At 33.6% G+C, this 14,985-nt stretch carries 16 protein-coding genes; 7 read left to right on the top strand and 9 right to left on the bottom strand.

Features of this window, described 5'->3' with window-relative positions:
- Positions 1–69 precede the first annotated feature (69 nt).
- The 8 genes from sucD to GQ46_RS01565 form a co-directional block, all read right to left on the bottom strand.
- Entirely contained in the window at positions 70–942 is an 873-nt protein-coding gene (gene sucD / locus GQ46_RS01600; RefSeq protein ID WP_044397743.1) for a succinate--CoA ligase subunit alpha, read from the bottom strand.
- A 117-nt stretch (positions 943–1,059) separates the two neighbouring features.
- A complete protein-coding gene (locus tag GQ46_RS01595; RefSeq protein WP_044397741.1) occupies positions 1,060–1,464 on the bottom strand; it encodes a nuclear transport factor 2 family protein in 405 nt (134 codons plus the stop codon).
- Positions 1,465–2,400, bottom strand: a complete 936-nt coding sequence (locus tag GQ46_RS01590; protein ID WP_044397738.1) for a UDP-3-O-(3-hydroxymyristoyl)glucosamine N-acyltransferase — start codon at positions 2,398–2,400, stop codon at positions 1,465–1,467. It lies immediately after the preceding gene.
- A 6-nt stretch (positions 2,401–2,406) separates the two neighbouring features.
- Positions 2,407–2,973, bottom strand: a complete 567-nt coding sequence (gene efp, locus GQ46_RS01585) for an elongation factor P (RefSeq protein ID WP_044397736.1) — start codon at positions 2,971–2,973, stop codon at positions 2,407–2,409.
- Positions 2,974–2,987: 14 nt separating this feature from the next.
- Positions 2,988–3,773 carry an acyl-ACP--UDP-N-acetylglucosamine O-acyltransferase gene (gene lpxA / locus GQ46_RS01580; RefSeq protein WP_044397733.1) on the bottom strand — a complete coding sequence of 262 codons (786 nt, stop codon included), beginning with the start codon at positions 3,771–3,773 and terminating at the stop codon, positions 2,988–2,990.
- Positions 3,774–4,133: 360 nt separating this feature from the next.
- Entirely contained in the window at positions 4,134–5,546 is a 1,413-nt protein-coding gene (locus GQ46_RS01575; protein WP_044397731.1) for a bifunctional UDP-3-O-[3-hydroxymyristoyl] N-acetylglucosamine deacetylase/3-hydroxyacyl-ACP dehydratase, read from the bottom strand.
- Positions 5,533–6,561, bottom strand: coding sequence for a UDP-3-O-(3-hydroxymyristoyl)glucosamine N-acyltransferase (gene lpxD, locus GQ46_RS01570; RefSeq protein ID WP_044397729.1), 1,029 nt, complete (start codon positions 6,559–6,561; stop codon positions 5,533–5,535). Before lpxD ends, GQ46_RS01575 begins: the two co-directional genes overlap by 14 nt.
- 24 nt (positions 6,562–6,585) lie before the next feature.
- Positions 6,586–7,815, bottom strand: coding sequence for an HD domain-containing protein (locus GQ46_RS01565; RefSeq protein WP_197077324.1), 1,230 nt, complete (start codon positions 7,813–7,815; stop codon positions 6,586–6,588).
- 37 nt (positions 7,816–7,852) lie between these two features.
- Between GQ46_RS01565 and GQ46_RS01560 the strand changes: the two genes are divergently transcribed.
- The 6 genes from GQ46_RS01560 (at position 7,853) to GQ46_RS01540 (ending at position 12,504) form a co-directional block, all read left to right on the top strand.
- On the top strand, positions 7,853–9,406 hold the full coding sequence (locus GQ46_RS01560; protein WP_044397724.1) for a bifunctional response regulator/alkaline phosphatase family protein: 1,554 nt from the start codon (positions 7,853–7,855) through the stop codon (positions 9,404–9,406).
- A gap of 97 nt (positions 9,407–9,503) precedes the next feature.
- Positions 9,504–9,911, top strand: a complete 408-nt coding sequence (gene tsaE / locus GQ46_RS01555) for a tRNA (adenosine(37)-N6)-threonylcarbamoyltransferase complex ATPase subunit type 1 TsaE (protein ID WP_044404382.1) — start codon at positions 9,504–9,506, stop codon at positions 9,909–9,911.
- A gap of 186 nt (positions 9,912–10,097) precedes the next feature.
- Positions 10,098–10,241, top strand: coding sequence for a hypothetical protein (locus GQ46_RS17840; RefSeq protein ID WP_197077323.1), 144 nt, complete (start codon positions 10,098–10,100; stop codon positions 10,239–10,241).
- 55 nt (positions 10,242–10,296) lie between these two features.
- Entirely contained in the window at positions 10,297–10,737 is a 441-nt protein-coding gene (locus GQ46_RS01550; RefSeq protein ID WP_231567308.1) for a hypothetical protein, read from the top strand.
- Positions 10,738–10,801: 64 nt separating this feature from the next.
- A complete protein-coding gene (locus GQ46_RS01545; RefSeq protein ID WP_044397720.1) occupies positions 10,802–12,001 on the top strand; it encodes an alanine dehydrogenase in 1,200 nt (399 codons plus the stop codon).
- 128 nt (positions 12,002–12,129) lie between these two features.
- Positions 12,130–12,504, top strand: a complete 375-nt coding sequence (locus GQ46_RS01540) for a DUF4258 domain-containing protein (RefSeq protein ID WP_044397718.1) — start codon at positions 12,130–12,132, stop codon at positions 12,502–12,504.
- Here the strand turns inward: GQ46_RS01540 and GQ46_RS01535 are convergent.
- A complete protein-coding gene (locus GQ46_RS01535; RefSeq protein ID WP_044397716.1) occupies positions 12,501–13,676 on the bottom strand; it encodes a proline dehydrogenase family protein in 1,176 nt (391 codons plus the stop codon). The two genes, GQ46_RS01540 and GQ46_RS01535, sit on opposite strands and share 4 nt — an antisense overlap.
- A gap of 95 nt (positions 13,677–13,771) precedes the next feature.
- Between GQ46_RS01535 and aroB the strand changes: the two genes are divergently transcribed.
- Positions 13,772–14,836: a 3-dehydroquinate synthase gene (aroB, locus tag GQ46_RS01530; RefSeq protein WP_044397713.1), complete on the top strand. Its 1,065-nt coding sequence runs from the start codon at positions 13,772–13,774 to the stop codon at positions 14,834–14,836.
- Positions 14,837–14,985: the final 149 nt, after the last annotated feature.

The raw sequence follows: 14,985 nt of genomic DNA, 5'->3' as shown, positions 1-14,985 counted from the left end.
CAGCCAACGAACTAATAACGTTTCTTAATTATAAATATTTTAACAGTAACAACTGCTGTTCTTTACATTCTATCCTAGAACTTCTGCTACTTTTTTACCAATTTCAGCAGGTGAGTCTACTACGTGAATACCACAAGCTCTCATAATTTCTTTTTTAGCTTGTGCTGTATCATCGCTTCCGCCAACTATAGCTCCAGCATGTCCCATTGTACGTCCTGCCGGTGCTGTTTCTCCAGCAATGAAACCAATAATTGGTTTTTTGCTTCCACTTGCTTTGTACCAATTGGCCGCATCGGCTTCTAATTGACCTCCAATTTCACCAATCATGACTACACACTCGGTTTCAGGATCATTAATTAGTAACTCAACAGCTTCTTTAGTCGTTGTTCCGATAATTGGATCTCCTCCAATACCTATAGCTGTAGTAATTCCTAAGCCTTGCTTTACTACTTGATCTGCAGCTTCATAAGTTAACGTTCCTGATTTCGAAACGATACCTACTTTTCCTTTTTTGAAAACAAAACCTGGCATAATACCTACTTTTGCTTCACCAGGAGTAATAACACCCGGACAATTAGGTCCTACCAAGCGGCAATCTTTTCCTTTTATATAATCTGCAGCTTTAATCATATCTGAAACAGGAATCCCTTCTGTAATACAAATGATTACTTTTATCCCAGCATCTGCAGCTTCCATAATAGCATCTGCAGCAAAAGCAGGTGGTACAAAAATAATGCTTGTGTCTGCGCCCTCTTTCTGTACAGCCTCTTCAACAGTGTTGAAAACTGGTCTATTTAAATGTGATTGCCCTCCTTTTCCCGGAGTAACACCACCTACAACATTTGTTCCATACTCAATCATTTGTTCAGCGTGAAAAGTCCCTTCACTACCTGTAAAACCTTGAACTATTATTTTTGAATCTTTGTTTACTAAAACGCTCATTTGTTTAATTTTTGTTCCATTGTCTTTCAGACCTTTCCTAAAAGGAAATTATAATGGAGTTGTTTTTATTTAATTCGCCACAAAAGTAAGTTTTTGATGGCTATTTTTTTAATCTATTTAAATTTTTATTTCTGAATATGAAGATATGTTTTTAGGATTGTCGTCTACCAACTGACTTACTTCCCAACCCTTATATAATTTATTATTTTTAACTTCCCAAATAGAAATAAAATGTGCTAAAGCATCTTCTTTAAACGGTGTCTCAATATTTGTAGTATATACTGTATATCTGGCAGTTACAGTATTCCCATCTTCCAACAAATGACTTAATTTGTACTTAAATGACAAAAATGATTCACGAATGTTTAGCAGCATAGCACTAATCTCATTATAATTCATTTCAGTAAAGCCCTTACTACTGTTCCAATGTAACACACAGTCTTTATGCACCATTTTTATCGCATTACTTTCTTTAGCTAAATCTAAATCGTAAAAGGCTTTAACTATTTCTTTTGCAGACATTTATTTGTTTTTTAACTGATCAATAATATTCGGAATCTGTTTAACGTAAGCCAATTCCTTTAATTTAACTCTTGATTCTTCTATTGGAGTCCCAAAATAACTTTTACCTCCTGCTACAGATTTAGTTACTCCTGTTTGACCAAGAATAACAGCTTTTTTTCCAATCGTGATACCGCTATTTGTTCCCACCTGTCCCCAAATAGTAACTTCGTCTTCAATGATACAGCACCCTGCAATCCCAACTTGCGAGGCTATCAAACATTTTTTACCAATAACTGTATCGTGCCCAACTTGAATTTGATTGTCTAGTTTAGAACCAGCACCAATAGTTGTATCTCCAGTAACCCCTTTATCAATAGTACATAAGGCCCCAATATCAACATGGTCTTCAATCACTACGCGACCACCAGAAAATAATTGATCGAAACCAGTAGGTCTGTTTTTATAATAAAAAGCACTAGCTCCTAGAATAGTGCCTGAATGGATTGTTACATGGTTTCCAATAACAGCATCATCATAAATAGTAACATTGGCATGTATTACACAATCATCACCAATAGTCACATTATTTCCAATAAAACAGTTAGGCTGTATTATTGTGTTTTTTCCAATTTTTGCCGAAGGTGAAATACTCACATTTACAGTTTGAAACGGTTTAAAATGACGTGTTAATGTGTTGAAATCCCTAAATGGATCATCACTAATTAATAATGCCTTGCCTTCAGGACAGGTTACTTCTTTATTAATTAAAATAACAGTTGCTGCAGATTGCAATGCTTTATCGTAATATTTAGGGTGATCAACAAAAACAATATCTCCGGTTTCGACGACATGAATTTCGTTCATTCCAAAAACCTGAAAATCGTCTGCTCCAACATAATTACAATTAATAATTTGAGCTATCTCTTTGAGATTATATGATTTAGAGAATTTCAATTAAAACTATTCTTTAACACGTTCTTTATAGGTTCCTTTATCGGTTTCGATTTTAATTTTGTCTCCTTCATTAATAAATAAAGGGACATTAACCTCTGCTCCTGTTTCTACTGTTGCTGGTTTAGTTGCGTTAGTTGCCGTGTTACCTTTAACACCTGGCTCTGTAGCAGTGACTTCTAAAACGACATTTGCCGGCAAGTCAACAGAAAGCGGCATGTTATCTTCGGTATTAATTAATACCGTAACAACCTCTCCTTCTTTCATTAGTTCTGGCTTGTCTAGCGCAGCTTCTAATAAACTAATTTGTGTAAAATCTTCCTGATTCATAAAATGATAGAATTCTCCGTCATGATATAAAAACTGAAATTTATGTGTTTCTACGCGAACATCTTCAATTTTGTGTCCTGCAGAAAAGGTGTTATCTAAAACTTTTCCGTTGGTAACACTTTTCATTTTTGTTCTTACAAACGCTGGACCTTTTCCAGGCTTAACATGTAAAAACTCAATTATTTTATAAATATCATTATTATATTTGATACATAATCCGTTTCTAATATCTGAAGTACTAGCCATAATTTTTATTTTATTTAATTTGATTTGAAGTAACCCTTCATAATGCCGCGATGCGAGTTCTTTATGAACTGTAGAATTTCATCTCGCTCTGTAGTTGCTTCCATTTCCGCTTCAATAATATTTGAAGCTTGAGTAGTGTTATAGTTTTTTTGGTATAATATTCTAAAAATTTCCTGAATCTCTGTTATCTTTTCTGTAGTGTATCCTCTTCGTCTTAAACCAACAGAATTGATTCCTACATAAGACAATGGCTCACGACCAGCTTTTACAAATGGCGGCACATCTTTTCGCACCAAAGAACCACCAGTAACAAAGGCGTGACTACCTATAGAGCAAAATTGATGTACAGCTGTCATTCCAGCTAATACAACATAATCTCCAACATTAATATGCCCAGCTAATGTACTGTTATTTGAAAAAATACAATTATTACCAACAATACAATCGTGTGCAATATGGCTATAGGCCATAATCAAACAATTATTACCAATAACCGTTTTCATTCGGTCTGTCGTGCCGCGGTTAATTGTTACACACTCCCGAATAGTAACGTTGTCTCCAATCTCGGTTGTTGTGTCTTCATCATTATATTTTAAATCCTGAGGTACAGCAGAAATAACTGCTCCTGGAAAAATATTACAATTCTTGCCAATGCGAGCACCTTCCATAATTGTAACATTACTTCCAATCCATGAGCCTTCGCCAATGGTTACATTATTAGAAATTGTTGTAAAGGGCTCAATCACTACATTTTTAGCAATTTTAGCTCCTGGGTGTATGTATGCTAGGGGTTGGTTCATTTTTGTAATACTATTTTATTAAATGGTAAAAATGTGTTCGCAATTTAGTGTTTTCGATAAAATGAAAAACTAGTGTTATGCTCGGTTCATTTTTATAATACTATTTTATTAAATGGTAAAAATGTGTTCGCAATTTAGTGTTTTCGATAAAATGAAAAACTTTGTTATGCTCGGTTCATTTTTGTAATACTATTTTATTAAATGGTAAAAATGTGTTCGCAATTTAGTGTTTTCGATAAAATGAAAAACTAGTGTTATGCTCGGTTCATTTTTGTAATACTATTTTTATTAAATGGTAAAAATGTGTTCGCAATTTAGTGTTTTACTCTTAAAGAATACAATTTGATGACTTTGCTTTTTTTAAGACTCTTTTACTTTAGTGATTTTCGCCATTAACTCCGCTTCTGCACAAAGTTTGCCGTTAGCGTAAGCATAGCCCTGCATGTGGCAAATACCACGTCTTATCGGCGTGATTAAAGAACAGTTAAAAATCAAAGTATCGCCAGGCACTACTTTTTGTTTGAACTTTACTTTGTCTATTTTCATGAAAAAAGTTAAATAATTCTCAGGATCAGGAACAGTGCTTAACACCAATATTCCTCCTGTTTGTGCCATAGCTTCAACTATTAATACCCCTGGCATAACTGGAGCTCCTGGAAAGTGTCCTGCGAAAAACGGCTCATTCATAGTCACGTTTTTCATCCCAACAACCTTATTCTCCGATAGCTCAAAAATCTTATCTATTAATAGAAAGGGTTGCCTATGAGGCAACATATCCATAATTTGATTCACATCCATGACAGGTGTTTGATTTAAATCAACTTCAGGAACATTATTTCTTCTTTCGTTTTTTATGATCTTTGAAAGTTTTTTCGCAAACTGTGTATTTATATAATGTCCGGGTTTATTTGCAATCACTTTTCCACGAATACGCGTCCCAATAAGTGCTAAATCACCAATAACATCTAATAACTTATGTCTTGCTGCTTCATTAGGGTAGTGCAACGTTAAATTATCTAGAATCCCATTAGGTTTTACCGAAATACTGTCTTTGCCAAAGGCGATTTTTAGTTTCTCCATTGTTTCAGGAGACAATTCCTTATCTACATAAACAATAGCATTATTTAAATCTCCCCCTTTAATCAAACCATGCTCTAAAAGCGACTCTAATTCATGTAAAAAACTAAATGTTCTGGAATCTGAAATATGTTCTTTAAATTCTGATAAATGATTTAGTGTCGCATTTTGAGTGCCTAAAACTTTAGTACCAAAGTCTACCATAGTAGTCACTTGATACTCTTTTGATGGCATTACCAAGATTTCGCTTCCACTTTCATCATCTGTGTAAGAAATAACATCTTTTACAACATACTCTTCACGATAATTCTCCTGCTCCACTACTCCTGCTTTTTCAATAGCCTCTACAAAAAACTTTGAAGAGCCATCCATTATTGGTGGTTCTGCATTATCTAGTTCGATTATTGCGTTATCAATATCCATACCTATAAACGCCGCAAGCACATGTTCACAAGTTTGAATAATGACTCCGTTTTTTTCTAAACAAGTACCACGCAGTGTATTTGTTACATAATTAGCATCTGCTTCAATTACTGGACTACCTTCTAAATCTATACGTTTAAAAGCAAAACCTGTATTAACAGGTGCTGGCTTAAATGTTAGTGTTACATCATTTCCAGTGTGTAAACCAACCCCCTTTAAAGAGACTTCTTTGTCTATGGTTTTTTGTTTTATGTCTGAATTAACTATTGCCATTTCCTTTTTTTTCTAAATCGTTTATGGTTTTTGCCATTTTAGGCAAGTTTTTAAAATATACATAAGACTTATTCCAATCACCATAACTAAATGCAGGTGAGCCTTGCAAAATTTCATTATCCTTTATGTTTCTACCAACTCCAGATTGCGCTTGTATTTTTACATTATTACCAATGGTAATATGTCCAGCAAAACCAACTTGCCCACCTATCTGGCAGTTATCTCCTATTTTGGTAGAGCCAGCAACACCCGTTTGCGCTGCAATTACTGTGTTCTTTCCTATTTCAACGTTATGAGCAATTTGAATTTGATTATCTAATTTAGCGCCACGACGTATTATTGTCGACCCTAAAGTAGCCCTGTCTATAGTCGTCGCAGCCCCTATATCTACAAAGTCCTCTAAAATAACATTACCAATTTGTGGTATTTTACTATATTCTCCAGCTGCATTAGGCGCAAAACCAAATCCATCTGCTCCTATAATAGCTCCTGAATTGATGACGCAATTTTTACCAATTATAGATTCTGAATAAATCTTAGCTCCCGCAAAAACAACAGTATCATTATCAATAGTTACATTATCACCTATATAACTACTTGGGAAAATTTTAACATTATCCCCAATTTTCACATTCTCTCCAATATAGGTAAAAGCACCTACATAAACATCTTTCCCCAGTGTTGCTGATGTTGAAATAGATACAGGTTGTTCTATCCCAAATTTATTTAACTTAACCTGGTTATAATATTCCAATAACTTAGAAAACGATTTATAAGCATCGTCAACCTTTATCAAAGTTACTGAAATTGCCTGTTCTGGTTTAAAATCTTTACCAACAATAGCAATCGTAGCTTTAGTCGTATAAATATAAGGTGTGTACTTAGGATTTGCCAAAAAGGTTAAGGCTCCTTCAATACCTTCTTCTATTTTTGATAGTTTAGAAACTTCGGCTAATGGGTCACCCACAACCTCCCCTTCTAAAATACCTGCTATTTGTTCTGCTGTAAACTTCATCTCACGCAAAAATAGAAAAAATAATCACAATTTTTCCTTTGGATAACAGATATAATATTTGGTTACAGTTTTTGAAAGCGCTTTTAAATTTAATTGGTCTGAAGCTTTAACGATATCTTCAATCTTTCCGTTTTTATGTAAAATGCTTATTCCTTGTTTTTTCAGTGTATACGCCTGATTTGAAATTTCGCCAGTAAACACGAAGTAATCAGCCTCAGCTTCAGAAATATTAAATTTTTTAATTAAGTCTTTTTTATGTTGAAGTAATAAAGAAGGTTTGATCGCTTTCTTCTTAATTTTTACTTTCAACAAATCTCTATTAATAATCATACTGCAAAGGTTTTTCAATACAAAATCGTCATGATATTGCCAGTCTTTCATTGCCGAGATAATATCGTAATCATCTAGCTTTGAAAAAGTTTCAAGACTTTCTAAAGTAAAATCCTTTAACTCAATTTCGTTCTGAAGAAAATACAACAAAGGCTTACTAGCCGATAATACTACTCCTTTTTTAGTTAATTCTTTAGCGCGCTTTAAAACACGAATCAATAATTGCTCTGCAGATAAACTTGTTTTATGTAAATAGACTTGCCAGTACATTAATCGTCTCGCTACTAGAAACTTTTCAACAGAATAAATGCCTTTATTCTCAACAACTAATTCGTCATTTCTGACATTAAGCATCGTGATAAGACGCTCGCTATTAATATTACCCTCAGCAACACCAGTATAAAAACTGTCCCGTTTTAGATAATCTGCTCTGTCCATATCTATCTGGCTGGATATTAACTGACACATAAACTTACGCGGATAGTCGCCCTTAAAAATCTTAATAGCTAACGTTAAATCGTTGTTAAATTCGGTATTTAATTCTTCCATAAAGAGCATCGAAATATGCTCATGAGAGACCCCATTTACAATACTATGTTCCATGGCATGTGAGAATGGCCCGTGACCTATATCATGTAAAAGAATGGCAATTAATAAAGCGTTCTGTTCATCATAATTAATTTCAACACCTTTAAAACGAAGTACTTGTATTGCTTTTTGCATTAGATGCATGCAACCTATCGCATGATGAAAACGGGTATGGTGGGCTCCTGGATATACTAAATAACTCATCCCCATTTGGGTGATTCGGCGTAAACGTTGAAAATATTTATGCTCGATCAAATCGAAAATTAAAGAATTAGGGATAGTAATAAATCCGTAAATTGGGTCGTTTAATATTTTGAGCTTGTTACTTAGTTGCAAGGCGATTTTTTTTAATGATTTAGATAAACAAATATACATGGATAAAATAAAAGTACTTTGGGTTGACGATGAAATTGATTTATTAAAACCACACATCCTGTTTTTAGAACAAAAAAACTATACGGTTACCACTTGTAATAGCGGCACTGAAGCATTAGAAATACTTGAGGATCAGAAATTCGATATTGTTTTTTTAGATGAGAACATGCCTGGTTTAACAGGCTTAGAGACCCTTAATGAAATTAAAGAGAAACAAAATGAGCTACCTGTAGTCATGATTACTAAAAGTGAAGAAGAGTATATTATGGAGGAAGCGATTGGAAATAAGATTGCCGATTATCTCATAAAACCAGTAAACCCGCATCAAATTTTATTAAGCTTAAAAAAGAATTTAGATCATTCTCGTTTGGTTTCAGAAAAAACAACTTCAAACTACCAGCAGGAATTCAGAAAAATTGCTATGGATATGGCAATGGTAAACTCTTATGAAGAATGGGTTTCTCTCTATCAAAAACTGGTTTATTGGGAAATGCGCTTAGAAGACATTGAAGATTCTGGAATGTTTGAGATTTTAGAATCGCAAAAAAACGAAGCAAATATTCAATTTGGAAAATTTATAGATAAAAACTATCCTACTTGGTTTGACGCACACACTGACGCCCCTACCTTATCGCACGTTTTATTTAAAGATAAAATTGTTCCAGAATTAAGTAAAGAACAACCAACACTATTGGTCGTAATAGATAATTTACGCTATGACCAATGGAAAGCCTTTGAGCCTACTGTGGCAAACCACTATAAAAAAGTAAGTGAAGAAGCTTTCTATAGTATTTTACCAACAGCAACACAATATGCAAGAAATGCCATTTTTTCTGGGCTAATGCCTAGTGATATGGAAAAACTCCATCCTGAATATTGGAAAAACGATACTGATGAGGGTGGAAAAAACATGCATGAGCATGATTTTTTAAATGCTCAAATGAAACGTTTAGGCTTAACACACTTAAAACATGAGTATTACAAGATCACCAATTTAAAAGATGGAAAGAAGTTAGCCGATAATTTCAAGGGTCTTAAGGACAATGACTTAACCGTTGTAGTTTACAACTTTGTAGATATGCTTTCGCATTCTAAAACCGAAATGGATGTGGTAAAAGAATTAGCATCTAACGATAAAGCCTACCGATCACTCACACAAAGCTGGTTTAAAAATTCGCCTTTATTTGAAATGATTCAGCAAGCACAGCAAATGGATTTCAAATTAATTATCACTACAGATCATGGAACCATTAATGTTAAGAATCCGTCAAAAGTTATTGGAGATCGTGATACAAGTTTAAACTTGCGGTATAAAACGGGTCGCAGTTTAAGTTATGAAGACAAAGATGTATTGGCCGCAAAGGATCCTAAAACAATTCATTTGCCTGCGATATCTATGAATAGTTCTTTTATTTTTGCGAAAAGTGATTTGTTTTTTGCTTACCCTAACAATTATAACCATTATGTCAGTTATTTTAGAAATACCTATCAGCATGGTGGCGTCTCATTAGAAGAAATGATTATTCCCTTTGTGGTTTTAAATCCCAAATAAAAATACTAGAACAATACCCTTTTAGCTATAAATTTAGGGCTTGATATTAAGATTTATATTAAAGCAATTTTCTTATTTTCGTAACAAAATAAAAACCGTGCAAATTACTTATACACTAGACGAATTAAATCAAGTAGCTAAGAAAATTATTGAAAAATCAACTTCTAAAGTTTTATTATTCGATGCAGAAATGGGTATGGGAAAAACCACGCTTATAAAAGCTATTGTCAAGACTTTAGGAAGTAATGATACTGTAAGTAGTCCAACATTTTCATTGGTAAATGAATATCGGGTAGATGAAACTATTATTTATCATTTTGATTTATACAGAGTAGAAACAGAAGAAGAATTATATGATTTTGGTATTGAAGACTACCTAAATAGAGATGCCTGGCTACTAATTGAATGGCCAGAAATCATTACCCCTCTTTTATTAGAAGATTATCATATTATAAAAATCACTTCAGAAAAAACAGAAGAAAGAAATCTTACACTTACAGGTTAAATATGTTTTTGTACCTGCTCTTTTTTTAAGGTAAAAAAGTGTATTTTTAACGCGAATACGGTTTTGTCCGTAATGAGAACTTAAAAAAAAGACGTTTTTAACTTTTTTTTAACGTTAAGTCATAATACGTTTTAAGGATTTAAATATATTTAATTAAATAACTAATTATTTAAAATCCCTATTATTATGAAGACAAAAAAGTATGTAATCGCATTAGCCATTTTCGGTGGACTAATATTTACTGCAAATGCAACCAACATTATTGATTTAAATGACCAAACAGAAACCGGAGTCGATAGGAAAAGTATTAAAATTCCAACTAACGGATAAAAAAATCTTTACCAGAAATATTATTATAGGGAGTCTTCTTGCCACATTTATTAGCATGACTCCCTTTATTTTTTACCTCTATGAATTAGTTCCTCAGTCTGATATATGGGAAACATGGTTGTTCACATTTAAAGGTGGTTTTTACGGTAGTGCTCAAGTCGCGGCCTGGACCTTAATGATGAAAGTAATCCCCTTGGCTTTACTAATTATATGGTTTTTTACTTGTCGTCATTGGTGGTATCACTCCATTTTAGTACCAATTGCTATGTATACCTATCAAATATTTGGTGCTATAAATCAAGAAATAGATTATGTCGATGAATTCCAACTCATTCATTTACTACCTATTATGGCAATAGTAATACCTTCAATTTACCTTATAAGAGCTAAGATTTTTAACAGTATTAATACTATTAACAAAACCACGCAGCAATTAGAAGATGAATTAGCTTACAAGCCAAAAGATATCTGGGAAAAAATTAAGCAGTATTTTTAATATCAATCTCACATTTAAATATTTAATTCGTAATTTAATTACCTATAAAATCGAATAACCAACAATGTCTAAATCCATTACACCTTTTTCTAAAGCGCAATTACTCCCGCAAGAAGAGACCCTTGAAATTTTAAAGCACAGAAGCTCATTATTTATAGGTATTCCTAAAGAAACGGCCTTTCAAGAAAAAAGAGTCTGCCTCACACCAGATGCTGTTTCAGCTATTGTAAACAATGGACATCGGGTGCTTATAGAATCTGGTGCAGGAGAAGATTCCAAATTTAGTGACAGAGAGTATAGTGAGAATGGGGCAGAAATCACAAATGACCCAGCAAAAGTATATGCTTGCCCAATGATTTTAAAAGTAGAACCCCCTACTATTGAAGAATTAAAATTAATCAATCCGCAAACCATACTCATTTCTGCATTACAGATTAAAACGCAAAGCAAAAAATATTTTGAAACCTTAGCCTCTAAACGCATTACTGCTTTAGCCTTTGAATTTATTCGTGACGATGATGGCGCTTATCCTGCGGTGCGCGCATTAAGTGAAATTGCTGGTACAGCTTCTGTTTTAATTGCCGCAGAACTATTAAGTCACTCAAGTGAAGGTAATGGATTAATGTTTGGAAACATTAGTGGGGTACCCCCTGTTGAAGTGGTTATTTTAGGCGCAGGCACTGTTGGAGAATTTGCTGCCAGAAGCGCTATTGGATTAGGCGCAAATGTTAAAATATTTGATAATTCTATTACTAAGCTACGTTGCGTACAAACAAACCTAGGGAGAACATTATACACCTCTACTATTCAGCCTAAATATTTAAACAAAGCACTCAAACGCTGTGATGTTGTTATTGGTGCTGTTCGCGGTAAAGAACGCTCACCTATTCTTGTCACTGAAGTTATGGTTGAGCAAATGAAAAAAGGAGCTGTGGTAATCGATGTTAGTATTGACATGGGGGGCTGTTTTGAAACCAGCGAAGTAACGACTCATAAAAAACCAACCTTTAAAAAACATGGTGTCATTCATTATTGTGTACCCAATATTCCTGCACGCTATTCACGCACCGCTTCGGCTTCATTAAGCAACATCTTCACCCCCTATTTATTGAAAATTGCTGAAGATGGCGGACTTGAAAACTCTTTAAGAATGGATCGCGGACTAAAAAGCGGTCTTTACTTCTATCATGGCATTTTAACAAATCGTGCCGTTGGAGAATGGTTTGATTTAAAATATAGCGATCCCAATCTTTTAATTTTTTAATTTTCTTTACACAGAAAAAATTTACTCCAATTTGTATTTAAATGTCCTCGCAAAGTCATAATAAATGACGAGTTTTGCTTTTTGAATTAGAGTCTCATTTTCATGGGAATGAATAATAAAATTTTTCAATGAGTTTACTAAAAAGATTTGGGTATTATTTTGGCGGATTCGCTATTGGTTTAGTGATTTTAGCATTCTTTTTAAATGGAAAAAGAGTCTCTTGTGATTATGGACCAGATGCACGTGTACTAAAAAACATAAACACAAAACCAATGGTGTTTTCTCAAGACGTCATTACTTTTATGTCTGCCAAACAAATTGACACTACTCAGGTTAATTATATTCTATATAGAGGTGACGTTAATTTCTCAATGAGTAATACAAACAAGACCCCTTGCAAAGAGTACTATATTGAAGGTAAACTCCATGACAAAGCTGCTGCTTTAATAATAGAAAACTGTGAAAAGAAAGCCCTTTTAAAAAGTATTAAATTTTTAGATTAATCCAATTTACGTCTCTCTAGCTCTTTTTTAATGAGCGCCAATTCTCGTCCTGTTTGTCCAGCGACACTTGTGTTTTCTTCAGCTCTACGAATCAAATAAGGCATCACGTCTTTAACGGGCCCAAAAGGCAAGTATTTAGCAACATTATACCCTAGTTCAGATAAGTTAAAGCTAATATGGTCACTCATACCAAAAAGTTGTCCGAACCAAACTCTAGTATCATTAATCGCAATGTTTAAGTCTTTCATCATTTTCAAAGCGATATAGGTACTGTCTTCATTATGAGTACCAATAAAAATAGAAATATCATCCAGATTAGATAATATGTATTTTAAACAGGCATTAAAATTCTCATCAGTAATAACTTTGGATTCGCAAATTGGAGATTTATAATCTTTTTCTTCTGCACGATCACGCTCTTTTTCCATATACGCACCACGAACAATTTTCATACCTAAATTAAAACCTTCTGCTTTGGCACGTTTGTGGGAGGCCTTTAAGAAATCTAATCTGTCCCATCTGTACGTCTGTAAGGTATTATACACCACAACCGTATCGGTGTTATATTTCCGCATCATATCTTCAACCAACTCATCTGCTGCATCTTGCATCCAGCTTTCCTCTGCATCAATAAGTACTTCTACTCCTTTTTCTTTAGCTAATTTACATACCACATCAAAACGAGCAACAATTCTATTCCATTCCTCCTGCTCTTTCTCTGTAAATAAACGCCCTTCTCCTTTTTTTTGATAGAGCGCAAAACGTCCAAAACCTGTTGGTTTAAAGACGACGATCGGAATAGCCTCTTTTTCGTCTGTAAAATGAATAATTTCAATAATTTTATCTTTTGCAGCATCAAAATAAGCCTCTGTCTCTTTTCCTTCTACTGAAAAATCCAAAACAGAACTCACGCCTTTAGAATACATTTTATCAATAACCGATTCACAATCGGCCTCATTAACTCCTCCACAAAAATGATTAAAAACCGTAACCTTAATTAAACCTTCAACAGGTAATCGTGCGTTTAACGCAAAACTTGTTAAAGACGAACCAATACGAACCAAAGTTGGTTTTGAGATCATTTTGAATAAAAAATAGGCGCGTCCGAGTTCAGAATCACTTTTTAAAGCGAATGCAATCTCTGTATTATCAAATATGTTTTGTTGACTCATTCAGTATGAAAAAAAATTTACGCAAATATAATCTAAGTATATCATATTTTTTTTGAAAAGTCTTTCTATTTTTACATCTAAAATACACTGTTTTAATGACATCAATTTCTACACAAGACTACACCATTCATTTTAATAAAACTGGCTACAAAGCACTAAATGAACATCTTAAAGCTACTAATTATTCTAAAGTCTTTATTTTGGCCGATGAAAACACAAATACTGATTGTGTACCCTTTGTTTTAGCAAATATTGATACTGATATTGAATATGATATTTTAGAAATTGAGCCCGGTGAAGAGCAGAAAAATCTTGATATTTGTTTAGGTCTTTGGGAGGCTTTGTCTGAATATGGTGCAGATAGAAAAAGTGTCATTATTAATATAGGAGGAGGCGTTATTACAGACTTAGGGGGTTTTGTTGCTTCTACCTATAAACGTGGCATTCCTTTTATAAACATCCCGACCTCTTTACTAGCAATGGTTGATGCTTCCATTGGTGGAAAAACAGGTGTCGACCTAGGGCATTTAAAAAATCAAATTGGCGTTATCAACACGCCTGAACTTATTGTAGTAGACACTTCATTTTTAGCTACATTACCACAATTAGAAATGCGTTCCGGACTTGCTGAAATGCTTAAACATGGATTAATATTTGATGAAGACTATTGGCATAGACTTCAAAATTTAAGCGCTTCAACTATAGCGGATTTAGATGGATTAATATACGAATCTATCATAATTAAAAAAGACATTGTTGCTCAGGATCCAACAGAACAAGGGATAAGAAAAACTTTAAATTACGGCCATACTATAGGCCATGCTATCGAATCTTATTTTCTTGAACATTCAGAATACAAACGTCTTTTACACGGAGAAGCCATTGCGATAGGCATGATAATGGAAACCTATTTGTCAATGAAATACTTGGACTTTTCAGAAAAAGAAGGCGAAAAAATCAAATCTGTTTTTAAATCTATTTATGGTCATGTAAACATTTTAGGCAGTGACTACGCTCCTATTATAGAACTCCTTAAGTATGACAAGAAAAATGAGCATGGCAATATAAATTTTGTCTTATTAGAAGCTATTGGCCAACCAAAAGTAAATTGTATTGTTGAAAATGATAGTATTTTAGAGGCTTTTGCATTTTATAATTAAGACTCAAAAAGGAATAGCCCACTTGCCCTTTTCAAAATTAACACATATGAAATAGAAATTCAACAGTTATAATCCATTTTGAATTAAAAAAAAATTGTAATTTTATAATACTAACTATTAACACCTTGTACCTAAGCTAATTACTAACA

It is taken from the genome of Lacinutrix sp. Hel_I_90, assembly GCF_000934685.1.
Classification (GTDB): domain Bacteria; phylum Bacteroidota; class Bacteroidia; order Flavobacteriales; family Flavobacteriaceae; genus Lacinutrix.
The sequence above is the reverse complement of the archived record's forward strand: the minus strand, read 5'-3'. Positions and strand labels throughout refer to the sequence as shown.